Consider the following 26,724-nt stretch of genomic DNA (forward strand, 5'->3'; position numbering starts at 1 on the left):
CATTTTTCGACCAAAAAAAATGAAACCCGTTTCTTCTTTCATCTTAAAAGATTTCCGGTTCGACTTCAATAGCTAATTTGTTATTTTTTTGTATGAATCCTATAAAAGACGGGCAACTTAAGCCCGGAGGTGAAGGGAATGGTGCGAGAGAAAAAAAATCCGTCTTCAGCGGCAGTCAGCGCGGCGAGCGTAAAGGGAGATGCCGGTCCGACTCAGCATTACGGCGGCGGAAAACGGACAAGTCAAAATCAGCAGTATAAAAAACATAACATGGAACAATCATAATGCAGCTGCTTCCCGCGGCTGCTTTCACTTTTTCAAGATCCCTTTTAACACAAACGCTGCATTGGCGGGCCGTTCGGCAATTCTTCTCATAAAGTAGCTGAACCAGTCAGTTCCATATGGGACATACACACGCATTCTGTACCCTTCCTTGGCAAGTTCCTTCTGCCGCTCCGGTCTGATGCCGTACAGCATTTGAAACTCAAATTGTGACGCTGGGATATGATGTTCAGCAACGAGCTGTTTCGTAAACGCAATGATGTCATCGTCATGTGTGGCGACAGCCGTGTAGTTTCCGCTTAACAGCTGCAGCTTTATTAAGTTTTGAAAATGAAGGTCTGTTCCTTTTTTGTCTGGAAACGCTACAGCCGCAGATTCTTTATAAGCGCCTTTCACAAGTCGGAGATTCGGCTTTAAATCGCGCATATGTCTGATATCTTCTGCCGCCCGGTACAGATACGCCTGAATCACCGTGCCGAGCATCTCAAATTCCTGTTTGCATTGCCTGTAGATAGCGAGTGTCTGTTCATAATGAGAATAGTCTTCCATATCAATCGTCACAGCAACACCATATTGCTTCGCAGCGGATAGAATGGCACGCAAATGAGATAGGGCAAGTTCTTCTGAAAGATCGAGCCCGATCGAGGTCAGCTTTAATGAAAGCTCTGAGTCCAATTGATGTTCTGCAATGGCATGAATGGCTTTCTTGCATTCCTCTGCGACTTGATTTGCTTCTTTTTCTGAAGCGGCATACTCGCCTAAATAATCAATTGTTGCGCACAAACCGGCTCTGTTTAGCCTTTTGACGGTCTTAACCGCCGATTCAATTGTATCTCCGGCGACAAACCTTCGTGCTCCAAGCCGGGTTCCGTATGCTTTGGCGAACTTGGTAAGTGTTTTATTTTTAGATAAGAATAAAAACACATGTCTCAACATTCGACTCCCTCCTGCCTTCATCTTCAAAACACCTGTATATAAATCCCAGCCTGAAGGAAACTATAAAATGAACAGAATTCAAAGGAGGATCACAATGGACAATCAGCAGCAATCCCAAATGCCGCCTTCCGTTATTTCGACAAAGGATCATTTGTATCTGAATGACATGCTGAACTGGAATTTGCTCGCAATGAAAAAAGCGCATTTCATGGCGCAGCAGTGCCAGGATCAATCATTAAAACAAGAACTCGACCGCGTCGGACACATGCATCATGATCACTATCAAAGAATATTAAAGCACCTGCAGCCAGGCCAACAGCAGTCCGGCTACATCCAATAAGGAGGCGCCAGAATGAATCAGCAAAATCAGAAAATCAGCAACCCGCAGACACCTGTACCGACAACTTCGGAGATGAATGACAGAGATTTCGTCAATGAATTGCTGACAACAGAAAAATACATGACAACCGCTTATTGCACAGCCTTGCACGAATTCAGCCACGAGTCTCTTTATCAAGATATTCAATCCATTTTTGATGAGTCACAAAAAGCGCAAAGAAAACTGTATGACCTCATGTTCCAATATGGATGGTATTCTGTTGAAGCAGAGGATGCCCAAAAGCTGCAGCAATCCTATCAAAAATTCCAGAAGACCATTCAGCAGCAGTCTCCTTATCAGCAATAACAACATCAGCAAAAAGGATACGATGTTCTTCCGGGCATCTATCCTTTTTTTGTGTAAAAATCAGTTGACTTTTCATTAATACTTATTTATATTTAATAGACATTAACTATTTTGTCATCAAAATATAAATACAGTGTATGTAACAGAGGAGAAATGAATATGAAGAGTGCGGATCGGTTAATGTCCGATATTCAATTATCGCTTCAGGCGCTCTTTCAAAAGATACAGCCTGAAATGCTAGAAAGCATGGAAAAACAAGGTGTCACCCCAGCGCAGCTGTTTGTGCTGGCCAGCTTAAAAAAACACGGCAGCCTCAAAATATCTGAAATTGCCGAGCGTATGGAGGTTAAGCCAAGCGCTGTGACGTTAATGGCTGACCGCCTTGAACAAAAAAATCTCATCGCCAGAACACACAACACAAAAGACAGGCGAGTGATTGATATCAGTCTTACTGATGAAGGAGACAGAAAGTTTGAGGAGGTTTTGGCGGGCAGAAAAGCCATTATGGCGCGATACCTTTCCTTCTTGACGGAGGAAGAAATGCTTCACGCGGCGCATATTACAGAAAAGCTCGCAAAGGCTGCAGCGGAAACTGATGAAAAGCAAAACATGAAAGAAGGAAACGGATGAAATGAGTAGTGAAGGCAAACAATCAAAACGAACGTTATTAATAACAGGCTTAATTATTGCCATGTTTTTTTCAGCTCTTGACGGCACCATTGTAGGAACGGCCATGCCGAAAATTGTCGGTGATCTGGGCGGTTTGAGCATGATGACCTGGCTGACAACTGCATATTTGTTAACATCTACAACCATTGTTCCAATTGCCGGTAAACTGGCCGATTTATTGGGACGCCGCATTGTCTATGTATCAGGTTTGATTATTTTTATGGCAGCTTCTGCTTTGTGCGGAATGGCCAACAATATGACAGAATTGATTATCTTCCGAGGACTGCAGGGAATCGGCGGAGGCATTATGATGCCGATGGCGATGATTGTCATCGGTGACTTGTTCACAGGAAAACAGCGTGCCAAATTCCAAGGGGTCTTTGGCGCAATTTACGGGCTAGCTTCAGTGATTGGCCCGCAAATCGGCGGCTGGATTGTAGACTCGCTAAACTGGAAATGGGTTTTCTATATTAACCTTCCAGTCGGAATTATTGCGGTTATTTTTATTGCCAGAGGATTACAGGGCCGCCAGCAGACTGGCCCAATCAACTTCGATATCGCTGGTATTTTCACGATGATTGTCGGGGTTGTCAGCCTCCTTCTCGCCTTAAGTTTTGGCGGAAAAGATTATGCGTGGGGGTCATGGCAGATTCTTGGCTTGTTCGCACTCGCGCTGATCGGCATTATCAGCTTTATTATTGTAGAGTCAAAAGCAAAAGAGCCTATCCTGCCAATGTATCTATTTAAAAACAGAACATTTACATTTTTAAACCTGATCGGCTTCTTTATGAGTATCGGAATGTTTGGTGCAATTACGTTCGTTCCTTTCTTTATGCAGGGAATTGTCGGTGTAAGTGCGTCTGAATCAGGAACGATTATGACACCGATGATGATCTCTATGATTATTACAAGCATTATCGGCGGCCAGCTTGTTTACAAAGTCGGCATTAAACCGCAAATCATAACAGGTATGCTGGTTATGGCCGGAGGATTCCTGTTGTTAACGACATTGGATCTTGATACGAGCAAGCTTATCGCTACATCGTATATGGCGATTATTGGTCTGGGAATGGGTCTGGTTATGCCGATTCTGACACTCGCTTTACAGGAAAGCTTTTCGAAGGAGGAGCTTGGGGTTGTCACCTCATCCAGCCAATTCTTCCGTTCTATCGGAGGAACATTCGGCATTACCATGCTGGGAGCCGTGATGAATGCGAGATCCGGAAGTTTATTAACAGATAAACTGGTGCCGTACTTAGACTCACTTCCGGCACAGGCAAGCTCATTTGCCGCCCAGCTAAAGGGTATGATTGATACAAACCCGCAAGGACTGCTGCAATCACTGTTCAGTCCGGACGCAATCAAACAAATCCCTGCGGCTTTCTCATCCCATATTATGCCGATTTTAAAAACATCGTTGATGGATTCGCTCCACAGCGTGTTTTATACAGGCCTGATTTTTATCGCAGTCGGAGCCGTATTTACCTTGTTCTTAAAACCTATCAAGCTATCAAACAAGAAAACGGAAGAACAAGTTAAGGAGAAAGCGGCACAAGCCGTTGAATCACCTTCCCATTAATAGAACGCCCCGCGGGTGCCAATCCGCGGGCTTTTTTTATTCGATCATCTGAGCCCTTCCATTTCCGAAGGACCAATCCTCATCCTGGTTTCCAGCCAGCATGATAAATACATCTTCTTTTCTTGCACCAAGCTCTGAATGAATTCGGCTTGCGATTGAGCGATAAAGCGCTTTTTTCTGTTCAGTTGTTCTTGAATCTTTCAACGTAAAATGAATGTAGATCAGTTCATCTGTACGCTCGACCTGCAGATAAGACGGATCATAATAAAATTCACTGTTTTCATATTGCCTGATGACTTGAAAATAGTCATCTTTCGGCACATTGATTTCTTCGGTCATCGATTGGTGAATGGTTCTGCTTAGTTTTTGGAGCCATGCTTCGCTTCTTCCCGCCCGCAAATGAATTTGTACAAAAGGCATTTCTCCGCCCCCCTCTCTTTACAGCGTCTGTCCGCTGTCAATTGTGATGATTTGGCCTGTGAGTGATTCCTGTTCAATAAGAGAACAAATCAATTTGGCGACATCATCCGGTTCAGCAATACGCTGTAACAGCAAAGTGCCAATCATGCTTTTCATTTTTTCTTCTCGGCCAGCCCACCATCTTGTTGCGACAGCTCCCGGTGCTACACCGCTCACTCTGATTTCGGGCGCTAAGCCGTGGGCCAATGATTTCGTTAAACCATGCACTGCCGATTTTGATACTGCGTAAGGCATAGACGAGCCCGCCCCGGTTAATCCCGCGATGCTGCCGACATTTACGATCGCTCCAACCTTGCTTTTTTTCATGAACGGAACCACTGCTCGCGCACAGAAAAACATTCCTTTCACATTGACAGCGTATAACTCATCCCAAATTTCTTCTGTCGCAGCTTCAAGATCATCCATTGGAATGTGCCGTGTAATGCTTGCATTGTTGACTAAAACATCAATCGTGCCGTGTGTTTTTACGATCCTTTGAACCATGTCCTGCACTTCGCTGTTTTTTGATACATCCGCTCGGCTGGCGATGGCTTGCCCGCCAGCTTTTTGAATCATTTCCACTGTTTCCTCCGCTTCGGATTGTGAACGTGAATAATTCACCACAACAATCGCTCCGCGTTTTGCCAATTCCATACTGGCTGCTCTCCCGATTCCTGTGCCGCCCCCCGTTACAAGAGCTATTTTGTTCATTACATTCATTGCCGCCACTCCTCTCTGTTGATTAACATATCTTGCTGATTCCATTGTAATCCAGGTTTGATGTTACGTATAATGATTGTTAAAGATACTTGATATCAGTCAAATTGATAGCAAAGAACGGAGGAATTCAAAATGGAAAGCGGAGATTTACGTGTGTTTCAAATGGTAGCCCGTGAAGGCTCCATTACGAAAGCCGCCCTGCAGCTTGGCTATGTGCAATCCAATGTCACGGCCAGAATTCAGCAATTGGAAGCTGAGCTGGGCACCATTCTGTTTTTGCGTCACAATCGGGGCATGACACTTTCTGCAAGCGGAAAACTGCTGCTCGACTACGCAAATAAAATTATCGGCCTGCTGGATGAAGCGTCTAAAGCGCTCTCATCTACCATAGAGCCAAGCGGGCCGCTTATGATTGGCTCCACTCAGACAACCGCTGCGGTGAGGCTTCCGAAGCTTCTGGCTTCTTATTATGAAGAACACCCAAACGTCCAGTTGTCTTTAACAACAGGACATACACAATTCCTCCTAGATAAAGTTCTCCGGTATGAATTGGATGGCGCGTTTATCGGATGCGAATGCAATCATCCTGAGCTCGAATCCTATCCTGCATTTGAGGAAGAGCCAGTGGTTGTTTCGGCTGCCTCCATTTCTGATGCGGAAGAAGCTATCAAAAAGCCGATTCTCGTTTACAGCACAGGCTGCTCGTATCGAGAGACACTTGAAAAATGGCTGCACTCTGTCGGTGTCACACAGCCTGTCATTATGGAATTTGGGACACTTGAAGCGATTATCGGCGGGGTTACAGCAGGTCTGGGCATCTCATTGCTGCCGAGAACGGTTGTACAGAAACACGAGGCTGAAGGGTCGATTCGATTGTACCCGCTGCCTGAAGCTCTCAGACAGATGAAAACAGAATTTATTGTCCGAAAAGATTCGTTTATCAGCAGCGCGCTGCAGACCTTTATGGATTCCTTTACGCCCGATAAAACGGCAGCATCACAAAAAAGCAGTCTGCTATAATTGGCAGACTGCTTTGTTAGCTATTGTTTGTTTCGATGGGTTTCATTTAATTCCTTTATATGCTGAATGATATCTTTAATGCCCTGCTTCGCGTCAGGATATGTCGCATTCCAATGCTTAGCAAGCGGCGGCATGCTTTTGGCTATATGCGTGTACAAAATCCATTGCTTCACTTCTTCTTTTAGCTCATTGTTTGTTTCACCAAGCAGAAGCTCCGTATACTTCTCCAGCAATCCATCCAGCTGCTCCTGAAGTTTTTGTTCCATTTTCCATCTTCCTTTCGAAAAAACAGCAAGGAGCTTTCTTAGGGTGAAAGCTCCTTTCGCTGGCGTTATTTATCCATGTGATGTGAAAGCCGCTTCCTGGACAATGCATCTGCCCCTGCCGTGAGGGATGCAAAGAGGCGTTCCGAACAGCGGGTCCTGTGTGACCTGACAGTTCATAGAAAACACATTTTGCACAAGATCACAAGTGATGACCTCTTCCGGACGGCCTTCAGCATAAATACGTTTATCCTTTATAGCCACAAGATGATGCGCATAGCGGCACGCCAAGTTTAAGTCATGGAGAACCATAACAATCGTCCGCTCTTCCTTTTCATTCAGCTCAAACAGCAAATCAAGAATTTCAATTTGGTGCGTCATGTCTAAATACGTCGTTGGCTCGTCTAAAAGGATAATATCCGTTTCCTGCGCAAGCGTCATCGCGATCCAAGCCCGCTGGCGCTGTCCGCCTGACAAAGAATCGACGGCGCGGTCAGCCATGTCCTCAAGCTTTGTTGCTTTAAGCGCTCTCTCAACTGCTGCCTCATCCTCTTTTGACCACTGTTTCAGCCAGTTTTGGTAAGGATATCTTCCTTGCTTCACCAGTTGATGCACCGTCAGCCCCTCTGGAGCCGAAGGACCCTGTGGCAGGATTGCGAGCTCTTTCGCGACTTCCTTCGTCGGAAGCTTGGCAATCGCTTTTCCTTCCAGCAGGACTGAACCGCCTCTCGGCTTCATCAGACGCGCTAATGAACGTAAAAGTGTCGATTTTCCGCAGCCGTTGCTGCCAATAAATACGGTAATTTCACCTTTGGGAATTGTTAAATTCAACTCATCAATAATAACGGCATCCCCGTATCCTAAGCTCAGCGTTTCTGTAGAAATTGCACTCATACCCATAACCGCTCCTTTTTGCTGGCTTTTTAGCAGCACTATGTATTGCACGTTTTCTATATACATGCGTTTAAAGTCAATTGTCATCAATGCAAGTGATTCGATATTCAGCCATTTGATATGGTCATATATCCCTCATTGTAGCAGAAAACAATGACTTTGAAAATCATTTTCAATTAGTTTTTTGGACATAATTGGCGTTTATGGGTTTTTTATCACAGGTTATTTCTTAATTTCTCTTACTGATCCGTCTTTCAGCTTCAGTTTTAAGTCGATATGATCATAATGGCTGTCCAGATTAAATGCTGCCAGCACACTGTTGATCACTTCTGTTTCTGCCATTTGGTCTGTCACGGAAAGCTCGCTCAGGATCATTTTCATCTCATCTAATGCTTCTTCTCCCTCCTGTTTGACACCGGAGAGCTTATCCTGTACTTCCGCTGTTTCCTGAGTCCCGTTTTTTGTATATATGCTTTCATAACGATTATGCTCACCATCCCCGTAGCTCACGCGAAGCGAGAAATTGCTGTAAGGAACGGACTTCTGCTGGGTGACGGATGTATTCTCTCCTTCTGCCTGCTGCTGATCTTCATTGAGACGGCAGCCAGCAATCAGAACCACTGCGAGACAAACAGCCCCGGCTGCTCTGATCAAACGCATATGTTTCCCCCCTGTAGGATTCCATTTATTTTAGGTATATCCAGAGAATGAAATCCTCATTCAGAGAAGAATTGAAAAAGCCGGGGCGTATAACGCCACCGGCTTCAGTGTGTCGACAACTCCTCGCATTCGTTGCCAGGGCTGTGCGTCGGTGCTCAATAATGATTGGAACGGCGGCTACACCCCAGGCGTCCTGCCTAAAAGCCGCCGTCATCACATCCTGTGAAAGCCTGCTCCGATGCTCGGCTTTCTCAATCACGCTGAAAAGATTCAGTCAGTTGCAAAAAGGCTTCCGCGTCACGCACAGCCAGCTTGATGGCATTCTCCCAGAAATCGCGCTTCGTGATGTCAGCACCTAAATGCTTCATCGCCAAATCTTCCACGGTCATAGAAGCCGTATCGCGCAATAACGCAATATACTTCTCTTCGAACGCGTTTTTTTCTTCAAGCGCCAGTGCGTAAATGCCGAGAGAAAACAGATAGCCGAACGTATAAGGGAAATTGTAAAACGGCACCCTCGTGATATGGAAGTGCAGCTTTGATGCCCAAAAGAGCGGATGGTACTCTCCTAACGAATTGCAGTATGCCTCTTTTTGCGCCTCTTCCATCAGCTCATTCAAACGGCCGGCCGGGACGACTCCCCGCTTTCTTTCTTCGTAAAATCGCGTTTCGAATAAGAACCTTGCGTGGATATTCATGAAGAATGCAACGCTTCTTTGTACTTTATCCTCTAGGAGGACAAGCTTTTCTTCCTTCGTCTCCGCCTGCTGGACAGTCGCGTCCGCCACAATCATCTCAGCAAACGTTGAGGCTGTTTCCGCAACGTTCATGGCGTAAGACCGGTTTAACGGCCTGACATTGAGCATCGCTTCCTGATGGAACGCGTGTCCGAGCTCATGTGCAAGCGTGGAGACATTTGAGGCACTTCCCGAAAACGTCATGAAAATCCGTGATTCTCCGCTGTCCGGAAAGCTCGTGCAAAAGCCGCCAACTCTTTTTCCGCTCCTGTCTTCCGCTTCAATCCAACGGTCCCGAAAGGCTTTTTCTGTGAAAGAGGACAGCTTTTTGCCAAACGTTGAAAACTGGCTGACAATGACATTTGCGGCTTCATCATATGAATAGACCTTTCCGTCAGAAACAATTGGGGCCTCAACATCGTACCAGCTAAGCTTTTCAAGGCCGAGCATGGATGCTTTCCGGTTCAAAAACTGAACGAACGGCTGCTTGTTTTCAGTGATGACCTGCCACATCGTATCCAGTGTTTCTTTTTTCATCCTATTGATCTGCAGCGGCTCCTTCAGGACATTCTCCCAGCCGCGCGCTTTATAGGTTTCAAGCCGGAAGCCTGCCAAATGATTGAGCGTGCTGCTGAAAATATCCTGCTTGCTTTCCCAAGCTTTATGCAAACGTTCATATATCGTTTTTCTGACAGCGCGGTCTTGATGGTCCATCACATTTTCCGCCTGACCGACAGACAATTGCTTATTCACACCGTTTTCCTCATACGGTATCGTCATATTTCCGACAATCATATTGTATAAGTCACTCCAAGCATGATATCCGTCCACCGCAAGGTTTCCAATCAGTTTTTCTTTACCCGGGCTAAGCTTTTCGGCAACCCTCTGTCTTCTTTCATTTAATATGTACGATACATCGCGTAATCCCGGGTTTGTTAACAATTCATTCCACACGTCTTGTTCAATGGCCACCAGTTTATGATCTAATGTGACGAGGGATGATTGAAAATCTGCAGAAAGCCGATTCATGAGTGACTGATGCTCAGTAGCCTTTTGATCACTGATATTCTGGGCCTGAAGGCAAGCAACAAAAGCACCGGCCTGCTGAAGCTTGACAGATGTCTGTTCGAATAAATCAAGCAAAGCAATCAGTCCTTCCGCATCTTCAGGCGATTCAGGCACCTGAAACGCCTCAGTCATGTCTTGAAATGCACACAGACTTTGTGACAGCTGTTCGATATACCCTTTGAATTCTTCTGATTGGCTCCCGCCCTTAAAAAATGAATCAAGATCCCATCTTTGGTCTACCCCTTGCAGCGCCATCATACAAAACCCCTTTCCTTCTTTCGTTTTATTATAGAACAATTCTGAATTATTGTATAAAAATTTCTTTTATAGGCGTCATTTTCCGTTCATGATTGTACAATAGCTGTAGCAGTTAAATAGGAGGTATATGATGAATAAAAAAATCGCGATCGTAACAGGAGCGTCAAAAGGCTTTGGCCAACTGGCAGCCGTAAAGCTCGCCAAGTCATTTTTCGTGATTACCACAACAAGACAGCCTGAGAAAGCTGACCAACTTCGGGAATTGGCTGCAGCACACAATGTGTCTGATTCTATTCTTATTACCGCTCTCGACGTCACAGATGGGCAATCGATAGCCTCATTCGGAAAAGCCATTAGTGCTTACGCTCCTATTGATCTTCTCGTCAACAACGCCGGAACGGCTTACGGAGGATTTGTCGAGGATGTGCCGATGGAACATTTCAGACAACAATTTGAAACAAATGTCTTCGGAGTAATCCATGTGACAAAAACCGTTCTGCCTTACATAAGAAAGCATAGCGAAGCAAAGATTATAAACGTGAGCAGCATCAGCGGCCTGACCGGATTCCCCGCGCTGTCCCCTTATGCATCTTCCAAGCATGCATTGGAGGGTTTTTCTGAGAGCCTGCGTGTGGAACTGCTTCCGTTCGGTATCCAAACCGCTTTGATTGAGCCAGGCTCATACAAGACATCGATCTGGTCAACATCATTATCAAATTATATGTCGGTGCCTGCTGACGATTCAGCCTATCATCAATACTATAAAAAGATCCTTTCCTACGTTGAAAAAAACGCAGATGAAAGTGGAGATCCCCAAGAGGTTGCCGACCTCATTTATCAATTGGCAACAAAGCAGCACTTAAAGAAATTGCGATACCCGATCGGAAAAGGCATCAAGCTTACCCTGTTATTCCGATCGATTTTTCCTTGGTCTGCGTGGGAATCTATCCTGAAGAAAAAACTATTCGGTTCATCTAAATTATAATTATTATAATTTAGTATTGATTTTTATTTGATACGTGATATAATTAAATTAACAGATCACAAGGAGGACGTAACTTATGAAAACTGAAAACGCAAAAACAAATCAAACATTAGTTGAGAATTCAATGAACACCCAATTATCAAACTGGTTTCTTTTATACTCTAAGCTCCATCGTTTCCATTGGTATGTAAAAGGGCCGCATTTCTTTACATTGCATGAGAAATTTGAAGAATTGTATGACCACGCGGCTGAAACAGTTGATACCATCGCTGAACGCCTGCTGGCGATCGGCGGACAGCCTGTTGCCACATTGAAAGAATACACTGAGCATGCATCTATCACAGACGGCGGAAATGAAACAGCCGCATCAGAAATGGTACAAGCTTTGGTAAACGACTACAAACAAATCAGCAGTGAATCTAAGTTCGTGATCGGCCTGGCTGAAGAAAATCAAGATAATGCGACAGCGGACTTGTTTGTCGGATTAATTGATGAAGTTGAAAAACAAGTGTGGATGCTTTCCGCATACTTAGGATAAAAAAAGCTGAACCCTTTTCGGGTTCAGCTTTTTGATTACCGCTTAACTTGAGCTGCTTTCTGTCTGCTTAGTCAGTGTCACGTTTAGCGTTTTCGTTTTTCCGTTCCGCAGCACTTGAATTGTCGTTTTATCTCCGACCTTCAAGTCTTTATAAAGGATCTGGCGGATATCTGCGCTGCTTTCCACGTCTTTACCATTTAGTTTGACAATGACATCCTCAGATTTGATTCCGGCTTTTGCCGCCGGTGAATTTGATTGAACTTCTTTTACATAAACACCTTTGCCCAATTGATCTCCAAACAGGCCTAGCGTATTTTCCTGATACGTTTCAGGAACTTGTGACATGTCAATCATTTGCACACCTAAAAACGGACGGTCTACTTTCCCGTTTTCCAGCAGCTGGTCAACAATCGGCTCGACATCATTGCTTGGGATCGCAAATCCAAGTGATTCCACGCCGCTTTCGCTTACCTTCAAGCTGTTGATGCCAATCACTTGGCCGCTTGCATTAATTAACGGGCCTCCGCTGTTCCCCGGGTTGATCGCTGCATCAGTTTGGAGCACGTTCATTTCCACCGTACCTTGTGTTGTATCCACATCAATCGTCCGGTTCAGTCCGCTGATGATGCCTTGTGTCACAGTACCAGAAAACTGCTGTCCGAGCGGATTTCCGATGGCTATGACCTTTTCGCCCGTGCGCAGCTGTGAAGAGTCACCGAAGCTCGCCACTTTTTTGACGTTTTTGCTGCTGATTTCCAGGACAGCCAAATCAGTTATCGTATCGCTGCCTACAAGCTTAGCAGTCTCCGTTTCTCCGTTGTATAGTGTGACAGTCAATTTATTTGCGCCTTCAACGACATGGTTGTTTGTAATGATATACGCTTTATTGCTGTCTTTTTTGAAAATAACGCCTGACCCGGTTCCGTTTTCACTTTCTGAGCTGGAGCCGCCTCCCGTGCCGAATGTGTTATTTTGCGAGGTTTGAATATTTGAGATTCCGACAATCGTCGGCTCTAAATCCTCTACCATATCAGCGACGTTTGAAGCGTTAGTTATCGGGGTCGTTGTAAAATTATCTGACTGTACCTGTTTATTTGCGGAAACAGCCTCGGTCGTCTGATCTTGGTCTGACGGCAGATAAGGCGCGATGCCAAGCATCAGGCCCCCGCCAATAATTCCGCCTAAAATCGGACTCAGCCAAGCGGCTCTCCGCTTCTTTTCTTTTTTCACAGCCGTTTCTGCCTTTTCCATTTCTAAAGCACTAGCCGCTTCTTGCCTTCCAGCTTCATACGAAACAGGCGCGTCAAGCAATTCCTGTTCAGGATGTTCAGTCTGCTTGTTTTCTGTATTCTGATGTTCTATATGTGAAGATGCTGATTGATGTTTATCGTTTTGGTCATCACGTCGATAATCCATGTTCTTACACTCCTTTAACGGTTTTTCATTTATCGTTACATATTAATCGCATGTACAAGTTCAATTGTCCCAATAATGAGGAGAAAAGCAAAGCACCAAAATAGAATATGTTTGATCATCCTTCATCTTCCTCGCTCTTTTTCTCTTCCTTTCTTCCCTTATACATATCATAAACAAACATTGTGGGATAAAAATGAAAAGAATATGTGAAATTATGAAAATTGCCTGCCGTATGTTAAAACTAGTTTATAATGACGTTGAAAGGATGTGAAGAGCCTTGTCATACACCATTTATCTAGTTGAAGATGAGGATAACCTGAATGAACTGCTGACGAAGTATTTAGAGAATGAGGGCTGGAACATTACATCTTTTACGAAAGGTGAAGACGCCAGAAAGAAAATGACGCCGTCTCCCCACCTGTGGATTCTCGATATCATGCTGCCGGATACCGACGGCTATACATTAATAAAAGAAATTAAAGCGAAAGATCCTGACGTGCCGGTCATTTTCATTTCCGCCCGAGACGCAGATATTGACAGAGTGCTTGGCTTAGAGCTTGGCAGCAATGACTATATTTCAAAGCCGTTTCTGCCGCGGGAGCTGATTATACGTGTGCAGAAGCTACTGCAGCTCGTTTATAAGGAAGCTCCGCCTGTACAAAAGAATGAAATCGCCGTCTCCTCGTATCGAGTCGCTGAAGACGCCCGCGAGGTCTATGATGAAAACGGAAATATCATCAATTTGACGTCGAAGGAATTTGATCTGCTGCTATTATTTATCCATCATAAAGGACATCCATACTCACGTGAGGATATTCTGGTAAACGTATGGGGGCATGACTACTTCGGAACAGACCGGGTCGTTGATGACCTCGTCCGGAGACTGCGCAAAAAGATGCCTGAATTGAAGGTGGAAACGATTTACGGGTTCGGCTACAGGATGATGACATCATGAAAAACAAGCCTCTCTCGTTTCAAATATGGGTTGTCATATCCGGCATCTTATTAGGGATATCTCTTTTACTGCTTTTGTTATTTTCAAACACGCTGCGCGATTTCTTTACCAATGAAACGTATACGACGATTGAAAATGAACAGCATGTTCTGACGGAGTACCGCCTGCCGGGTTCAATTGAACGGCGCTATTACAGCGAAGAAGCCACGGCACCGACAACCGTTCGCTCCGTACAGCACGTGCTTCTGCCTGAAAATGAAGATGCTTCTTCAGACAGGGATTTACGCATTCTCTCGTCTTCGTTTATCCATAAGGTGTACAAGCTGGCCGATAAACAGGAGGTCAAAAAGAAACGTTACAGCGCCGACATCAATGGAGAGAAAGTGTTTTTTGTCATTAAAAAGGGACTTTCCGTCAATGGACAATCGGCTATGATGCTCTCTTACGCGCTTGATTCTTATCGCGACGATCTGGCCTATACCCTGTTCAAACAGCTTCTGTTTATTATAGCTGTTGTCATTTTATTAAGCTGGATTCCGGCCATTTGGCTTGCGAAGTATTTATCAAGACCTCTCGTGTCATTTGAAAAGCACGTCAAACGGATTTCCGAACAGGATTGGGATGACCCAGTCAAAGTGGATCGGAAAGATGAGATCGGCAAATTAGGCCATACCATCGAAGAGATGCGCCAAAAGCTTGTGCAAAAGGACGAAACAGAAAGAACCCTATTGCAAAATATCTCTCACGATTTAAAAACGCCGGTTATGGTCATCAGAGGCTATACGCAATCGATTAAAGACGGGATTTTTCCTAAAGGAGATCTTGAAAATACAGTTGATGTCATTGAAGGCGAAGCTCTTAAGCTGGAGAAAAAAATAAAGGATTTACTATATTTAACGAAGCTGGATTATTTAGCGAAGCAAAAAGTGCAGCATGACATGTTCAGTATCGTGGAAGTGACAGAAGAAGTCATCGATAGACTGAAGTGGGCGCGGAAAGAATTATTGTGGGAAATTGATGTAGAGGAAGACATTCTGATGCCGGGCGATCCAGAGCAATGGAACAAACTCCTCGAGAATATTCTAGAAAATCAAATCCGCTATGCTGAGACAAAAATAGAAATCAGCATGAAACAAGATGATCGGAATATCGTGATCACCATTAAAAATGACGGTCCTCATATTGAAGATGAGATGCTTTCCAGCCTCTATGAGCCTTTTAATAAAGGGAAGAAAGGCGAATTCGGCATTGGTCTCAGCATCGTAAAACGAATTTTAACTCTTCATAAGGCGTCTATCTCAATTGAAAATGACAAAACGGGTGTAACATACCGCATAGCAGTGCCAAAATAGACTGTAGATGTTTTTGCAGTCTATTTTTCATGTGAAAGAATAGCCGTTAAAATCTCTGTAGTTTGTTTTGAGCGGCTGTTTGCATTGATGAACCCATTTTTTCTCTGACAAGGTCTGCTTCGGATATTTGACTTTCTCCACTTTGATTCCTCTGTTTCGCAAGCGGCTGATCATTTCGTCCAATTCTCTCATTTTAGATTCACCCTTTCGCTTGAGCTTTGACCATTCGGTCATCTCAATTTATAATATAAATAATACATGATAAAAAAACAAGTTACAATAAGGTTAATTTTATAACAGAAGGTGTGACTATATGGTCATATCCTGTTCAGGCCTCCGGGCGCCGAAAGGGTGGAACCATTGAAGGAAAAAGAAAAGCTGATTATTGAAACAGCCTTAAAACTATTTGCCCAAAAAGGATACAACTCAACATCAGTTCAGGAAATCGCAAAAGAATGCAAAATATCTAAAGGCGCTTTTTATATTTATTTTCCTTCGAAAGAAGCGCTTCTTCTGTCTATGCTGAACTACTATTATGATAAAACGTTTACCCGAATTTTAAATATTAAAACGAAGGGCGACAGCCCCAGAACAGCTTACCGCAAACAGCTTACCGTGCTCTATGAAAACATCCTGGAACACAAGGATTTTATCGGCATGCAGATGAAGGAAGGTTCTCTGCCTTACACAGAGGAAGTGGCTCAATGCGCCAAAAAAATCCGCCAGTCCTCACTTCAATTTCATATCGACAGCCTGCTGAACATTTACGGAAAAAAAGCGGAACCGTATACTGCAGAGCTTTGTTTTTTAATAGAGGGCATCAGCCAGATTTACCTGGAATGCATGATTTTGCTTGGCTACACTGTGAAGCCGGATCAATTAGCTGATATCATTATTAATAGAATTGATGATATGGTAAAAGGCATGTCTGAACGAAACGATAAGCCTTTCATCACATTGGAAGAGGCAAGCTCTTTATTTGGGCCTCTTACGCACGGACGGCCTGACCCGCTGACTGAATCGATTGTGAAAAGCCTTCGTGACAAAATTAACAGCTTAAACACAAACTCCTCTCTTGAATTATCGGAGAGCTTGGACATACTTGAAGCAGAAATGAAGAAAAAAACACCGAAGCTGGCGATCATAAAAGGAATGATCCATAATCTGACGGAGTCTGAAGCTCTCGCCAAAGATGCGGAGCAGCTTAAATATCTATTAAAACAGCAACATATTTAGAAGAACGGCTGCTTATAAAGCAGCCGTTTTTTCTTTCTATTACGCCTTTGGTTTTACCATATCTTCCGGCTTAACCATTTCGTTAAATTGCTCCTCTGTCAGCAATTCAAGCTTCAAAGCCGCTTCTTTCAGCGTCAATCCCTCTTTATGGGCGAGCTTGGCGATTTTCGCCGCATTTTCATATCCGATATGCGGGTTCAGCGCCGTAACAAGCATTAATGAATTTGACAGGTTTTCCTGAATGGTTTCTTTATCTGGCTCAATACCGACAGCACATTTATCATGGAATGAATTCATGCCGTCACTCAGCAGCTGCACAGATTGCAGGAAGTTGTAAATGATCACAGGCTTAAACACGTTCAGTTCAAAGTTCCCCTGACTCGCTGCAAAGCCGATTGTCGCATCGTTCCCCATGATTTGAGCTGCGATCATTGTCAATGCTTCACTTTGTGTCGGATTGACTTTACCAGGCATAATGGAGCTGCCCGGCTCATTTTCAGGGATGACGATCTCCCCGATGCCGCAGCGAGGTCCGCTTGCAAGCCATCTGACATCGTTTGCGATTTTCATTAGATCAGCCGCAAGCGCTTTTAAGGCACCATGCGCATAAGTGATTTCGTCATGGCTTGTGAGCGCGTGGAATTTATTCGGCGAGCTGCTGAACGTTTGGCCGGTCAGTTTTGTGATCTCTTCTGAGACAAGCTCTCCAAACTCTGGATGAGCGTTGATTCCCGTTCCGACAGCCGTTCCACCGATTGCAAGCGCACGCATTTTATCTGTTGCTTCCAAAATCATTTCCTTCGAACGGTCCAGCATGTAAACCCATCCGCTGATTTCCTGTCCGAGCGTCAGAGGCGTTGCATCCTGAAGGTGCGTGCGTCCGATTTTGACAATATCATTGTATGCTTTCGCTTTTTCATCCAATGTATTGCGAAGCTGGTCAAGCGCAGGCACAAGCTGCTCGTAAACAGCCAAAACAGCGGCAACATGCATCGCAGTCGGGAATGTGTCATTTGAGCTTTGGCTGCGGTTCACGTCATCATTTGGATGAATCGTTTGATCAGAGTTCTTTTCTTTTAATAAAGCAGTCGCACGGTTGGCTACCACTTCGTTCATGTTCATATTGCTTTGTGTGCCGCTTCCTGTCTGCCATACGACAAGCGGGAAGTTGTCATCGTATTTGCCTTTGAGCACATCATCACAAACCGCTGCAATCGCTTCCGCTTTTTCCGCATCCAGATTGCCGAGGCGTTTATTAGCAAGAGCTGTGCTTCGTTTTAATATTGCAAACGCCTTCACAACACGCATCGGCATTTTTTCAGAACCGATCTTAAAGTTCTCCTTGCTTCGCTGTGTTTGGGCGCCCCAGAATTTATCAGCAGGAACTTTTACTTCTCCCATGGTGTCTCGTTCAATTCTGTATTCCATTTATGTATCCCTCCATAACGGTTGCTTCAATAGATCATAATTCGCCAGTAAAATAAAAAATCCTTTTTATTTTTCGATCTTGGCAGATTTTAATTTTAATTCAAGATACACACGGGAACCCTTTGAATATTTGTACTTCGGATTCGTCCTGCCATACTCCTTTGATGTATAAGAGACATCATAATGCTTTTCAAATGATTTGATGAGCTGTTCTATTTCTTCTTGTTTTCCAGCAAGCCTTACCTGTGCCACTTCGTATCCTCCGCTTTCATAAAAAACTTACACCATGAAATACTCTAACACAGTATATCATTTTTTTAACAGGAAAAGATAACCTCTACTAAGGTTTTGGATAAGAGGTGACCTCGTTGGAACAAACAGAGTTTAAGGAATATATACACGATAATTTAGCATTGGTACTTCCAAAATTAAAAGAAAACGATGATCTGGTGAAAAACAAAAAAATGCTCTCCAACGGTCTTGTTTTTTACTATCTCTATTTTAGTGAACTGAATGATCAGAAGAAGGTTGCAGAATCGATTAAAACCTTAATCAAAGATGAAGATACCCTTACGCTTGACCAAGTCAAAAAACGCCTTGACCAGCTTGACGCAAGACCTGTTGAAACCGCGAAAAAAACGGTCGAGTCCATTCTCAGCGGTAAGTGCGCTGTGTTTATCAACGGATTGGACAAAGTCTATATTCTATCTACAGGAAAGAAAAAAACAAGAAGCCTGACAGAGCCGACAACTGAGAAAGTGGTTCGCGGACCAAAAGTTGCGTTTGTAGAGGATATCGATACAAATCTCGCTTTGATTAGACAAAGAACCTCTCATCCGAAGTTAATCACCAAAAAAATCATGATCGGCAAAAACAAGCTGAAGCCGGCGGCCATTATGTACATTGAGGGCAAAGCAAAAAAGTTCGTCATAAAAGAAGTAAAAGCGCGGCTTAAAAATGTCCAACTGGAGGATATCCAGGACAGCGGAACGCTTGAGGAGCTCATTGAAGATAATAAATATTCGCCGTTTCCGCAGATTCAAAATACTGAAAGACCCGATAAGGTATCGTCGGCCCTGTTTAACGGCCGTGTGGCCATTTTGGTCGACAGTTCACCATTTGTGCTGCTGGTCCCGGTTTCTCTCGGTATCCTGATGCAGTCACCAGATGACTACTATGAACGCTGGATTTCAGCATCTCTTATCCGGTCACTGCGTTTTGCTTCTATCTTCATCACCTTGTTTTTGTCATCGATTTATATCGCACTCGTTTCCTTCCATCAAGGGCTGCTGCCGACCGCGCTCGCCGTCACGATTTCGGCAAACAGGGAAAACGTGCCGTTTCCGCCGATATTTGAAGCTCTGCTGATGGAAGTAACCATTGAGCTGCTGAGGGAAGCCGGGCTCCGCCTCCCCAATCCGCTCGGCCAGACAATCGGGCTCGTCGGGGGCGTTGTCATCGGACAGGCGGCGGTAGAGGCGAATCTCGTCAGTTCGATTATGGTCATCGTTGTCAGCGTCATTGCCCTTGCATCCTTTACCGTTCCCCAATACGGAATGGGTCTGTCTTTCCGGGTGCTGCGTTTTATTTCGATGTTTTCCGCCGCTATTCTTGGGCTGTACGGGATTATTTTATTTATGCTTGTGATTTATACGCATCTAACGAGACAAACGAGCTTTGGATCTCCGTATTTTTCGCCAAACGGATTCTTCAGCCTGAAAAATACGGATGATTCCATTATCCGTCTCCCAATTAAAAACAAACCAAAAGAGGCGAATAATCCAAATGAGCCAAAAACAGACTCCACTGAAACTTAATACCTTCCAAGGTATTGCTATTATTGCAAATACGATGCTTGGTGCCGGTCTTTTAACATTGCCGCGAGCGCTGACCACTAAGGCTAATACTCCTGACGGCTGGATATCGCTGATATTAGAAGGTGTCATTTTTATCCTTTTCATTTATTTAAACACGCTCATTCAAAAAAAACATCAGTACTCTTCTCTATTTGAGTATTTGCAGGAAGGGCTTGGGAAATGGATCGGCAGCATCTTCGGCCTTTTGATCTGCTGTTATTTTATCGGAGTGGCCAGCTTTGAAACCAGGGCGATGGCTGAAATGGTAAAGTTTTTCCTGCTGGAGAAGACGCCGATTCAGGTCATTATTTTAACCTTTATCTGCTGCGGCATTTATTTAATTGTTGGAGGGTTAAGTGATGTGTCGCGGCTGTTTCCCTTTTATTTAATGGTAACGATTATTATTTTACTGATTGTGTTTGGGATCAGTTTTAAAATTTTTGACATCAGTAATTTGCGCCCTGTTTTAGGCGAAGGTCTTGGACCCATTGCGAATTCCCTGACTGTTGTCTCCATTTCTTTCTTAGGAATGGAAATAATGCTGTTTCTTCCTGAACATATGAAGAAAAAGAAATACACATTCAGATACGCGGCTTTCGGCTTTCTGATTCCGATTATGTTATATATCCTGACGTATATCATCGTTGTTGGGGCTTTGACCGCTCCTGAGGTGAAAACGCTGATCTGGCCGACGATTTCTCTCTTTCAGTCCTTTGAGCTCAAAGGAATATTCATTGAACGGTTTGAATCGTTTTTGCTGGTCGTCTGGATCATCCAATTTTTCACAACGTTTGTCATTTACGGATATTTTGCAGCTAACGGGCTGAAGAAGACGTTCGGATTATCAACTAAAAAAAGCATGGTGCTCATCGGCGCGGCTGTCTATTATTTTTCTCTATGGCCGGATGACGCCAATCAGGTCATGATGTATAGCGATTATCTTGGATACATTTTCGTCGGCCTATTTCTGCTTCCCTTCATTCTGTTTTTCATTGTAGCTCTCAAAAGGAGGTTTACAGCAAAATGAAAATCCGGATTTTAAGTATGTTTATATGCACCCTATTGCTGACCGGATGCTGGGACAGCCGGAATATTGAGGAATTAAGCCTGATCATCGGTGTTGGCTTAGACAGGCCGGATGACAAAAATTTAGAACTGACACAGCAGATTCTCGTGCCGAAAAGAATCAGTACCAAGGAAGGCTCTTCGTCTGACCCAACACAGCTTGCTGTCACTAAGGGTGAAACTGTCCATCAAATGATGAGAACATCTGCATTAAAACATAACCCTACGTTTTCACAGCATTTGCGTCTCATTCTGCTTTCCAAAAGCGTGATTTCGGACCATATTGGAATGGACGCGATCATTAACCAGTTTGTCAGAGACAACGGAACAAGGAGGAGTTCGTACGTCTTTGTCACCGATGGCAGAACTAAGGATATATTTAAAATGAATGATCAAGGAGAGCCCGCATCTAATGTGATTTATGATCTGACAGAGAATAACTCGGTGACGATCAGAATGATGGAGCCTGTTACATTGGGTGAGATTTCAGAACACTTGACCTCTGACGATTCATTCCTCATCCCTCATGTCGGTGAGGAAAACGGCAAACTCGCGATAAACGGGGCTACTATCATCAAAGATAAATTATGGAACCGGAATTTAACACCGGGTGAGGTACAAAATATTAACTTGTTTACAGGCACTGTCGAAGGAGGCGTCATTGATATGAGGCATAATGGCAATCTTTTTTCTTATGAAGTGTACTCCAGCCATCGCAAGATCAAGACAGACTACAAGGACGGAAAGTTCAAATTCACCGTCACACGCAATATTGAAGGTCGTTTATCAGAGGACTGGAATCCGAATGAAGATTCATTTAAGGATTCATATATCAAAGATATTGAAAAGACAGTCGAAAAACGATTACAAGAAACAGTAACAGCATTTATTACAGGCAAACTGCAGAAAGATATCAAAGCAGATGTAACAGGGCTGGGAAACGAGGTTAGAATTCATTATCCTCAAAAGTGGAAAAAGATCTCAAGAAAATGGGATGATGATTATTTCAGCAATGCGGAAATAGACTACCGGGTCAATGTGGTTGTCAGAGACTTCGGGACGAAAGGCGCGAATAAATAGCGGACACCTATTTTACGAGGTGATTTCGGTGTGCGTATACCGCTGCCTGTGTCCGGTCACTGACATCCAGCTTTGATAAAATATTGGTGATATGGGTTTTGACTGTTTTAATGGTGATAAACAGTTCCTCGCCTATTTCTTTGTTTGTTTTTCCTTCTGCGATCAGGCAGAGAATTTCGAGCTCCCGTTTCGTAAGCGATTCATGCGGGAGCGCGTGTTCACCTGAGTGGCGCAGCCGGGATAAAACTTTTCCCGCCACTTTTGATTCCAGCTTTGGCTCTCCCTTGCTTGCGGCACGGATGGCATCGGCGATTTCCGCCGCTTTTGAGGTTTTCAATAGATAGCTGAGCGCGCCAGCTTCAATGACCGGGTACACTTTGTCATCATCAATAAAGCTTGTGAGCACTATAATTTTCGGGTCTGGAAGCTCCCGGCAAATTTGCTTCGTGGCTTCAATGCCATCCATGCCCTCCATGACAAGATCCATTAAAATGACATCAGGCGACAGTTCCGCAGCAAGACGTACGCCTTCGCTGCCGTCAGATGCTTCGCCGATGACTTCAATATCGGGCTGCGCCTCCAAAAAAGCCGCGAGCCCCATTCTGACCATTTCATGATCATCTATCAATAATACTCGAATCACGTTCGTTCTCTCCTTTTTCTTCCAGAAAAATCGGAACCTTCACTTCGATTTGTGTGCCTTTTCCTTCAACTGAAATCACTTCGGCGACCCCGCCGATTTCGCTTGCACGTTCTTTCATAGAGTTCAAGCCGTATGAGGATGCTTTCACCTGATCCATTTTAAAGCCTTTTCCGTTATCAATCACCTTCAGCCGGAGCTGATTGTTCTTTACGCCCAGAATCACGGATACTTTTGAGGCTTTTGAATGTCTGAATACGTTTGAAAGGGCCTCCTGAACGATTCTGAACAAATGATCTTCCATCCCCTTGGATATCGGCGTGTCCTGAATATCCCACTCAATATCAAGCGGCTGTTTCTTCCGGAACTCGTCCAAAAGCTCCGTAAGCCCCTCTTTCAGCCCTTTTCCTTCAAGGGTAACAGGCCTTAAATGGAGCAGCAGCGCCCTCATTTCATTTTGGGCTTCACCTGCCATATGCTCGACCAGCTTGATTCGCTTGACCGTTTTATCATCAGCATCCTTGACATGTTCCAACACAGCTGATGTCATCATTGATATTGCAAAAAGCTGCTGGCTGACTGCATCATGAAGATCTCTTGCCAATCGCTGGCGTTCTTCTGATATAACCGACTTCTTCATTTGCGTCTGCCATTCCGCACGTTCATTGGAAAGTTTCTGCAAGGAAGCGACTTGAAGCTCGACGCGCTTCGCCATTTCATTCAGCTGATCGGCGGCCAGGCCGATTTCATCATCTCCAAGCGGCGGAATTCGATAAGCAAAATTGCCGTTTTCAAACGTTAAAATCGATTCGATTAATGTATCAACCCTTGTCTTCAGCCGGTTGCCGTACATATACCCTGAGGCAAAACCGACCGTCACGCTGATCAGCAGCAATATCAGGATAAACGGAATTCCGAACCAGCTTGATGACAGCAAAACAAGCGGATCGAGCCGATAATAAAACATCATAAAGGAAATCAAACAGGCAAAAAGAAGCAGGCTGATCCCCGTTGTCATGCGGATGGCGCGCCACTGAAGGCTGGCAAGCAGTTTTTTTCTCATACGTACTTCACATCCACATCACCGATAAATAAGGAAACGGACACTTTGACACGGCGCTTTGACTCGCTGAAATCGGATGACGCGGCATATACCTTCGTGCTTAATCCGCTTTTCTTCGAGCCGATCAGATTGATATCTCCGATAAACACAGCCGAGCTGACGGCCACTTCAAGGTCTGATGGTACATATATATCAACGTTTCCGATGACTCCGCTAATGACGATTGTACTTTCCCCCTCGGGAATCATCGCTTTAGACAAGTCGATTTTGATATCACCAATAAAACCAGAGATATTTAAATCATTCAGATCAAACGGCTGCTTCATCATTTGCAGCTCTCCGATAAAAAAGCTGCGCATGTCAGGATGTTTCTCATCTTTTGGCGGATCATGCCGTTCTTTTTTAGTGAGATCGATCCGTTTTTCATTCGGTTCAAATATTGGCTTTCCTTTGACAAGCCTGTAGCCGGCATAAATCAAAAATGCGGCAAACGCATAGCCGAATAAATTAAAGGTTATGCTGAAGAGGTTTTTCAAAAATAGAAATGCGGCAAAGATGTACATGACGGAACCGAGCCAATCACGGGAATATCTTTTTAAGAAATAGCCGGCAATCAGAAAAAAGAGCGGCCAAAACAGCAGATCGCCTATTCCAATAATTTGCAAAAACATGCTGATGCCGAATAAAGCAATGATCAATCCGAGAAGCTGTTTTTTTGTCATTCCTGGTGTCCGCCTCCTTTCTTCTGCCTAATGCTACCGTATCGTTAGATCCCCGCTGTCCGTTTTGATATCGATTTGGTGCCGGCCGCTTCCTTGCGAGCCTGTGATTTGATGATGTTCTTTATGTGCTGTATCAGCAAATGAATACGGCGAACTGACGTCCCCGCTCGCTGATTTTGCAGTGACTGTAAAGCTGCCGTTTTGGGGAAGGCTCAAATCCGCATCACCGCTTGTCAGTGTGACAGATACAGGACCCGTTACCTTTTTCAGTGCCGCATCAAGGTTTCCTGAAGTCATCTTTACATCAAGAGAGCCTGATACATCAGCCAAGTTTGCGTCTCCTGAAGCTAAGTCAATGCCGGCTGTTTTAGAGGTGGTATTTGTAATGGAAACATCTCCGGATGATCCCTTTACTTTCAGATCTTGAAGGCGGACGTTCGTCACTCTCATATTTCCGCTCGCAGACACTGCGTTCAATCCGGTAAGCGCAAGATGATGATCCCCGTCCACTGACACGTCACCACTTGAGGTGCGTACCGTCAGATCCCCTTTATACTCATATGGAATACGGACAACAAGGAAAGAACGGTTAAACCCATTCAAAAATTGAAATTCTTTTTCCTTTGCGGTCAGCTCCAGCTTTCTTCCGTTTTCAGTAACAAATAACTTTCCTGAGTCTCCTGAAATGCCTGCTGATATGTCATTTCGTTCTTCTGCTATGATCCGGACATCCTTGTTATCTGACACAATGACTACGCTGTCGATGTCCCGCGGCGATGCGCTGGCTGAATCGGCTTCTGTGCCGTTTACGAAACCCAAGCCTGCAGCAAACACGTCTTTTACGACGACGGCGAAAAATATTAGAATACCGGCAGTGATCAACAGTTTGCCCAGCATTTTTTTCATTCGATTTCATCCTTCTCATTCATTCTATTATAAAGGAAAAGCCTGTGAATTGATACGTGCGGAAGGGAAGGACTTGACCGCAAATCCTTCCCCGTTCCGCTTATTCATTTGCTGCTGGTGATGCCTGATCTGATTTTTGCAGCGAGAGCGTCCGCATTTTTTCAATCTCTGCTTCTACATCGTCTGCAAATTCTTTGCGTGTGAGTTCTGTGCCGGCTTCAGCTGACTTTGAATAATCCGCGCGGGTTTCCATTTCTTCAATACGGTTTTCAATACGCAAAAATTCACGATACGCGCTTTCGCTGTCAATTTTGTCAAAGGTCGTATTCATATGCTCTTTTGCTTTCGCGGCATTTGCCCGGGCAATCAGCGCCTGCTTTTTATCCTTTACGTCCTGCAGCTTTGTTTCAAGTGCAGCCAGCTGTTCTTTCAGATCAGCCAGCTGACTGTTCGCTTGTTCATAGGACGCTTTATGTTCAGCCGCCTTCCCTTCTAAATACTTCATTTCAGTCAGCGCCTTTTTCGCCAGGTCTTCTTCACCTGCGTCAAATGCAAGCTGTGCCTGATTTTGGCGTTTTCCAGCCACTTCAGCTGCTTCCTCATATTTTTTCTTGAATTGATAGGCAATCGTGTGCTGTTTCACAATTGTTTGTTTTGCTTTTGCAATGTCACTTTCCATATCACGGACATATTGATTCAGCATCACCTTTGGGTTCTCCATTTTATCAAGACCTTCATGAACTGACGCAACAAACATGTCTCTGATTCTTTTTAATACCATACCTGATTCCTCCTAATATGCTGATATTATTTTTTCTTCAAAAATTCTTCCCATTCGTCATCAAAATGAGATTGGTAGGCAGCCGAAGCCGGTTCAGGATCAAAAGATGACACACCGTTATCAGCTGATCCGTTTTTCATGAGCTTCCAGCCGTAATACACCATAGCGCCCGCCAGCGCAATTCCGACGACAAACGGAAGTGAACAGATGAGCATGATCGCTCCGATACCGCCCAAGATAATTCCTGTGATCGTTTTTCCTGCAGCAAATCTTTTGATTCCTGCGTATGTCATTAAGCTCCCGATGGCGAGCGGGATGATAAAGCCGAAGCTTCCTCCTCCAAAAAAGACGGAGATCCCAAATACAATTAATAAGAATCCGCCTATTGTTTTCTTGTTTATCTTCATGCAGATCCTCCTTTCGTTTTCCTTGTCTTCATCTTAAACAAATTAGCATTTGCGCAAAACGAAT

General features: G+C 44.3%; 31 protein-coding genes. 14 read left to right on the top strand and 17 right to left on the bottom strand.

The features are described from left to right. Positions 1-138: 138 nt before the first annotated feature. On the top strand, positions 139-285 hold the full coding sequence (locus tag M0696_RS16545; RefSeq protein WP_003240817.1) for a YuzL family protein: 147 nt from the start codon (positions 139-141) through the stop codon (positions 283-285). 24 nt (positions 286-309) lie between these two features. Here M0696_RS16545 and M0696_RS16550 read toward each other — a convergent pair whose 3' ends face one another. Next, positions 310-1,218 (bottom strand): proline dehydrogenase family protein, encoded by a 909-nt coding sequence (locus M0696_RS16550; protein ID WP_248602179.1) that lies wholly within the window; start codon positions 1,216-1,218, stop codon positions 310-312. 94 nt (positions 1,219-1,312) lie between these two features. Here M0696_RS16550 and M0696_RS16555 point away from each other — a divergent pair, with 94 nt between their 5' ends. The 4 genes from M0696_RS16555 (at position 1,313) to mdtP (ending at position 4,151) form a co-directional block, all read left to right on the top strand. Continuing rightward, the gene (locus M0696_RS16555; protein WP_003222768.1) at positions 1,313-1,558 is read left to right on the top strand and encodes a hypothetical protein; all 246 of its coding nucleotides are present in this window, start codon (positions 1,313-1,315) and stop codon (positions 1,556-1,558) included. Positions 1,559-1,570: 12 nt separating this feature from the next. Further along, positions 1,571-1,903, top strand: a complete 333-nt coding sequence (locus M0696_RS16560; RefSeq protein ID WP_166848625.1) for a spore coat protein — start codon at positions 1,571-1,573, stop codon at positions 1,901-1,903. A 159-nt stretch (positions 1,904-2,062) separates the two neighbouring features. After that, positions 2,063-2,533, top strand: a complete 471-nt coding sequence (mdtR, locus tag M0696_RS16565) for a MarR family transcriptional regulator MdtR (RefSeq protein WP_222141994.1) — start codon at positions 2,063-2,065, stop codon at positions 2,531-2,533. A 1-nt stretch (position 2,534) separates the two neighbouring features. Continuing rightward, positions 2,535-4,151 carry a multidrug efflux MFS transporter MdtP gene (gene mdtP, locus M0696_RS16570; RefSeq protein ID WP_222141995.1) on the top strand — a complete coding sequence of 539 codons (1,617 nt, stop codon included), beginning with the start codon at positions 2,535-2,537 and terminating at the stop codon, positions 4,149-4,151. Between the two features lie 36 nt (positions 4,152-4,187). On the opposite strand, the gene M0696_RS16575 is transcribed toward mdtP, so the two are convergent. Together M0696_RS16575 and M0696_RS16580 are read right to left on the bottom strand one after the other, a co-directional pair. Then, positions 4,188-4,571 carry a tautomerase family protein gene (locus tag M0696_RS16575; RefSeq protein ID WP_248602180.1) on the bottom strand — a complete coding sequence of 128 codons (384 nt, stop codon included), beginning with the start codon at positions 4,569-4,571 and terminating at the stop codon, positions 4,188-4,190. Positions 4,572-4,589: 18 nt separating this feature from the next. Beyond that, positions 4,590-5,330, bottom strand: coding sequence for an SDR family NAD(P)-dependent oxidoreductase (locus M0696_RS16580; RefSeq protein WP_248602181.1), 741 nt, complete (start codon positions 5,328-5,330; stop codon positions 4,590-4,592). A gap of 132 nt (positions 5,331-5,462) precedes the next feature. Here M0696_RS16580 and M0696_RS16585 point away from each other — a divergent pair, with 132 nt between their 5' ends. Then, entirely contained in the window at positions 5,463-6,350 is an 888-nt protein-coding gene (locus M0696_RS16585; protein ID WP_222141997.1) for a LysR family transcriptional regulator, read from the top strand. 20 nt (positions 6,351-6,370) lie between these two features. Here the strand turns inward: M0696_RS16585 and M0696_RS16590 are convergent, their stop codons facing one another. The 4 genes from M0696_RS16590 to M0696_RS16605 all read right to left on the bottom strand — a co-directional run bounded on the left by M0696_RS16590 (position 6,371) and on the right by M0696_RS16605 (position 10,227). Continuing rightward, positions 6,371-6,616 carry a YusU family protein gene (locus M0696_RS16590; RefSeq protein ID WP_166848610.1) on the bottom strand — a complete coding sequence of 82 codons (246 nt, stop codon included), beginning with the start codon at positions 6,614-6,616 and terminating at the stop codon, positions 6,371-6,373. Positions 6,617-6,685: 69 nt separating this feature from the next. Further along, complete coding sequence (locus M0696_RS16595; RefSeq protein WP_166848608.1) at positions 6,686-7,513, bottom strand: ABC transporter ATP-binding protein; 828 nt, start codon at positions 7,511-7,513, stop codon at positions 6,686-6,688. A gap of 216 nt (positions 7,514-7,729) precedes the next feature. Further along, on the bottom strand, positions 7,730-8,167 hold the full coding sequence (locus M0696_RS16600) for a YusW family protein (protein WP_166848605.1): 438 nt from the start codon (positions 8,165-8,167) through the stop codon (positions 7,730-7,732). A gap of 251 nt (positions 8,168-8,418) precedes the next feature. Continuing rightward, positions 8,419-10,227 (bottom strand): M3 family oligoendopeptidase, encoded by a 1,809-nt coding sequence (locus M0696_RS16605; protein ID WP_248602782.1) that lies wholly within the window; start codon positions 10,225-10,227, stop codon positions 8,419-8,421. A gap of 133 nt (positions 10,228-10,360) precedes the next feature. Here M0696_RS16605 and M0696_RS16610 point away from each other — a divergent pair, with 133 nt between their 5' ends. Together M0696_RS16610 and mrgA are read left to right on the top strand one after the other, a co-directional pair. Continuing rightward, the gene (locus tag M0696_RS16610) at positions 10,361-11,215 is read left to right on the top strand and encodes an oxidoreductase (protein ID WP_248602182.1); all 855 of its coding nucleotides are present in this window, start codon (positions 10,361-10,363) and stop codon (positions 11,213-11,215) included. A 76-nt stretch (positions 11,216-11,291) separates the two neighbouring features. Further along, positions 11,292-11,753 (top strand): metalloregulation DNA-binding stress protein MgrA, encoded by a 462-nt coding sequence (gene mrgA / locus M0696_RS16615; RefSeq protein WP_166848603.1) that lies wholly within the window; start codon positions 11,292-11,294, stop codon positions 11,751-11,753. A 42-nt stretch (positions 11,754-11,795) separates the two neighbouring features. Here the strand turns inward: mrgA and M0696_RS16620 are convergent, their stop codons facing one another. Further along, positions 11,796-13,169, bottom strand: a complete 1,374-nt coding sequence (locus M0696_RS16620) for a S1C family serine protease (protein ID WP_222141998.1) — start codon at positions 13,167-13,169, stop codon at positions 11,796-11,798. A gap of 277 nt (positions 13,170-13,446) precedes the next feature. Between M0696_RS16620 and cssR the strand changes: the two genes are divergently transcribed. Together cssR and cssS are read left to right on the top strand one after the other, a co-directional pair. After that, on the top strand, positions 13,447-14,124 hold the full coding sequence (gene cssR / locus M0696_RS16625) for a two-component system response regulator CssR (protein WP_166848580.1): 678 nt from the start codon (positions 13,447-13,449) through the stop codon (positions 14,122-14,124). Then, positions 14,121-15,476 (top strand): two-component system sensor histidine kinase CssS, encoded by a 1,356-nt coding sequence (gene cssS / locus M0696_RS16630; protein WP_166848577.1) that lies wholly within the window; start codon positions 14,121-14,123, stop codon positions 15,474-15,476. The genes cssR and cssS overlap by 4 nt, the downstream gene beginning before the upstream one ends. Positions 15,477-15,503: 27 nt before the next feature. Here cssS and spxO read toward each other — a convergent pair whose 3' ends face one another. Then, positions 15,504-15,668 carry an anti-adapter protein SpxO gene (gene spxO / locus M0696_RS16635; protein ID WP_003221681.1) on the bottom strand — a complete coding sequence of 55 codons (165 nt, stop codon included), beginning with the start codon at positions 15,666-15,668 and terminating at the stop codon, positions 15,504-15,506. A 168-nt stretch (positions 15,669-15,836) separates the two neighbouring features. Between spxO and M0696_RS16640 the strand changes: the two genes are divergently transcribed. Then, entirely contained in the window at positions 15,837-16,712 is an 876-nt protein-coding gene (locus M0696_RS16640; protein WP_166848574.1) for a TetR/AcrR family transcriptional regulator, read from the top strand. 39 nt (positions 16,713-16,751) lie between these two features. Here M0696_RS16640 and fumC read toward each other — a convergent pair whose 3' ends face one another. Together fumC and M0696_RS16650 are read right to left on the bottom strand one after the other, a co-directional pair. After that, positions 16,752-18,140, bottom strand: coding sequence for a class II fumarate hydratase (gene fumC, locus M0696_RS16645; protein WP_014115108.1), 1,389 nt, complete (start codon positions 18,138-18,140; stop codon positions 16,752-16,754). 66 nt (positions 18,141-18,206) lie between these two features. Beyond that, on the bottom strand, positions 18,207-18,392 hold the full coding sequence (locus tag M0696_RS16650; protein WP_248602183.1) for a YvzF family protein: 186 nt from the start codon (positions 18,390-18,392) through the stop codon (positions 18,207-18,209). A gap of 116 nt (positions 18,393-18,508) precedes the next feature. Here M0696_RS16650 and gerAA point away from each other — a divergent pair, with 116 nt between their 5' ends. The 3 genes from gerAA to gerAC are packed head-to-tail and all read left to right on the top strand — an operon-like array spanning position 18,509 to position 22,141. Next, on the top strand, positions 18,509-19,957 hold the full coding sequence (gene gerAA / locus M0696_RS16655) for a spore germination receptor protein GerAA (RefSeq protein ID WP_222142000.1): 1,449 nt from the start codon (positions 18,509-18,511) through the stop codon (positions 19,955-19,957). Continuing rightward, entirely contained in the window at positions 19,926-21,023 is a 1,098-nt protein-coding gene (gerAB, locus tag M0696_RS16660) for a spore germination receptor protein GerAB (RefSeq protein WP_166848562.1), read from the top strand. The genes gerAA and gerAB overlap by 32 nt, the downstream gene beginning before the upstream one ends. Beyond that, positions 21,020-22,141, top strand: coding sequence for a spore germination receptor protein GerAC (gerAC, locus tag M0696_RS16665; protein ID WP_248602184.1), 1,122 nt, complete (start codon positions 21,020-21,022; stop codon positions 22,139-22,141). The genes gerAB and gerAC overlap by 4 nt, the downstream gene beginning before the upstream one ends. A 7-nt stretch (positions 22,142-22,148) precedes the next feature. Here the strand turns inward: gerAC and liaR are convergent, their stop codons facing one another. The 6 genes from liaR to liaI all read right to left on the bottom strand — a co-directional run bounded on the left by liaR (position 22,149) and on the right by liaI (position 26,660). Then, on the bottom strand, positions 22,149-22,784 hold the full coding sequence (liaR, locus tag M0696_RS16670; RefSeq protein WP_003240766.1) for a two-component system response regulator LiaR: 636 nt from the start codon (positions 22,782-22,784) through the stop codon (positions 22,149-22,151). Next, positions 22,759-23,844 (bottom strand): two-component system sensor histidine kinase LiaS, encoded by a 1,086-nt coding sequence (gene liaS / locus M0696_RS16675; RefSeq protein ID WP_222142002.1) that lies wholly within the window; start codon positions 23,842-23,844, stop codon positions 22,759-22,761. Before liaS ends, liaR begins: the two co-directional genes overlap by 26 nt. Next, a complete protein-coding gene (liaF, locus tag M0696_RS16680; RefSeq protein ID WP_248602185.1) occupies positions 23,841-24,566 on the bottom strand; it encodes a LiaRS two-component regulatory system accessory protein LiaF in 726 nt (241 codons plus the stop codon). The genes liaS and liaF overlap by 4 nt, the downstream gene beginning before the upstream one ends. A 33-nt stretch (positions 24,567-24,599) precedes the next feature. Beyond that, positions 24,600-25,472, bottom strand: coding sequence for a LiaG family protein (gene liaG, locus M0696_RS16685; RefSeq protein ID WP_248602186.1), 873 nt, complete (start codon positions 25,470-25,472; stop codon positions 24,600-24,602). A 100-nt stretch (positions 25,473-25,572) separates the two neighbouring features. Further along, positions 25,573-26,253 carry a stress responsive protein LiaH gene (gene liaH / locus M0696_RS16690; protein ID WP_248602187.1) on the bottom strand — a complete coding sequence of 227 codons (681 nt, stop codon included), beginning with the start codon at positions 26,251-26,253 and terminating at the stop codon, positions 25,573-25,575. 26 nt (positions 26,254-26,279) lie between these two features. Next, complete coding sequence (gene liaI, locus M0696_RS16695; protein WP_248602188.1) at positions 26,280-26,660, bottom strand: cell envelope stress-induced membrane anchor protein LiaI; 381 nt, start codon at positions 26,658-26,660, stop codon at positions 26,280-26,282. Positions 26,661-26,724: the final 64 nt, after the last annotated feature.

This window comes from Bacillus rugosus, from assembly GCF_023238245.1.
Classification (GTDB): Bacteria; Bacillota; Bacilli; order Bacillales; family Bacillaceae; genus Bacillus; species Bacillus rugosus.

Bases quoted from the DNA above. Each gene is read 5' to 3' on its own strand.
- M0696_RS16545 (WP_003240817.1), top strand. From the start codon at position 139: ATGGTGCGAGAGAAAAAAAATCCGTCTTCAGCGGCAGTCAGCGCGGCG.
- M0696_RS16550 (WP_248602179.1), bottom strand. From the start codon at position 1,218: ATGTTGAGACATGTGTTTTTATTCTTATCTAAAAATAAAACACTTACC.
- M0696_RS16555 (WP_003222768.1), top strand. From the start codon at position 1,313: ATGGACAATCAGCAGCAATCCCAAATGCCGCCTTCCGTTATTTCGACA.
- M0696_RS16560 (WP_166848625.1), top strand. From the start codon at position 1,571: ATGAATCAGCAAAATCAGAAAATCAGCAACCCGCAGACACCTGTACCG.
- mdtR (WP_222141994.1), top strand. From the start codon at position 2,063: ATGAAGAGTGCGGATCGGTTAATGTCCGATATTCAATTATCGCTTCAG.
- mdtP (WP_222141995.1), top strand. From the start codon at position 2,535: ATGAGTAGTGAAGGCAAACAATCAAAACGAACGTTATTAATAACAGGC.
- M0696_RS16575 (WP_248602180.1), bottom strand. From the start codon at position 4,571: ATGCCTTTTGTACAAATTCATTTGCGGGCGGGAAGAAGCGAAGCATGG.
- M0696_RS16580 (WP_248602181.1), bottom strand. From the start codon at position 5,330: ATGAATGTAATGAACAAAATAGCTCTTGTAACGGGGGGCGGCACAGGA.
- M0696_RS16585 (WP_222141997.1), top strand. From the start codon at position 5,463: ATGGAAAGCGGAGATTTACGTGTGTTTCAAATGGTAGCCCGTGAAGGC.
- M0696_RS16590 (WP_166848610.1), bottom strand. From the start codon at position 6,616: ATGGAACAAAAACTTCAGGAGCAGCTGGATGGATTGCTGGAGAAGTAT.
- M0696_RS16595 (WP_166848608.1), bottom strand. From the start codon at position 7,513: ATGGGTATGAGTGCAATTTCTACAGAAACGCTGAGCTTAGGATACGGG.
- M0696_RS16600 (WP_166848605.1), bottom strand. From the start codon at position 8,167: ATGCGTTTGATCAGAGCAGCCGGGGCTGTTTGTCTCGCAGTGGTTCTG.
- M0696_RS16605 (WP_248602782.1), bottom strand. From the start codon at position 10,227: ATGGCGCTGCAAGGGGTAGACCAAAGATGGGATCTTGATTCATTTTTT.
- M0696_RS16610 (WP_248602182.1), top strand. From the start codon at position 10,361: ATGAATAAAAAAATCGCGATCGTAACAGGAGCGTCAAAAGGCTTTGGC.
- mrgA (WP_166848603.1), top strand. From the start codon at position 11,292: ATGAAAACTGAAAACGCAAAAACAAATCAAACATTAGTTGAGAATTCA.
- M0696_RS16620 (WP_222141998.1), bottom strand. From the start codon at position 13,169: ATGGATTATCGACGTGATGACCAAAACGATAAACATCAATCAGCATCT.
- cssS (WP_166848577.1), top strand. From the start codon at position 14,121: ATGAAAAACAAGCCTCTCTCGTTTCAAATATGGGTTGTCATATCCGGC.
- spxO (WP_003221681.1), bottom strand. From the start codon at position 15,668: ATGAGAGAATTGGACGAAATGATCAGCCGCTTGCGAAACAGAGGAATC.
- fumC (WP_014115108.1), bottom strand. From the start codon at position 18,140: ATGGAATACAGAATTGAACGAGACACCATGGGAGAAGTAAAAGTTCCT.
- gerAB (WP_166848562.1), top strand. From the start codon at position 19,926: ATGAGCCAAAAACAGACTCCACTGAAACTTAATACCTTCCAAGGTATT.
- gerAC (WP_248602184.1), top strand. From the start codon at position 21,020: ATGAAAATCCGGATTTTAAGTATGTTTATATGCACCCTATTGCTGACC.
- liaS (WP_222142002.1), bottom strand. From the start codon at position 23,844: ATGAGAAAAAAACTGCTTGCCAGCCTTCAGTGGCGCGCCATCCGCATG.
- liaF (WP_248602185.1), bottom strand. From the start codon at position 24,566: ATGACAAAAAAACAGCTTCTCGGATTGATCATTGCTTTATTCGGCATC.
- liaG (WP_248602186.1), bottom strand. From the start codon at position 25,472: ATGAAAAAAATGCTGGGCAAACTGTTGATCACTGCCGGTATTCTAATA.
- liaH (WP_248602187.1), bottom strand. From the start codon at position 26,253: ATGGTATTAAAAAGAATCAGAGACATGTTTGTTGCGTCAGTTCATGAA.
- liaI (WP_248602188.1), bottom strand. From the start codon at position 26,660: ATGAAGATAAACAAGAAAACAATAGGCGGATTCTTATTAATTGTATTT.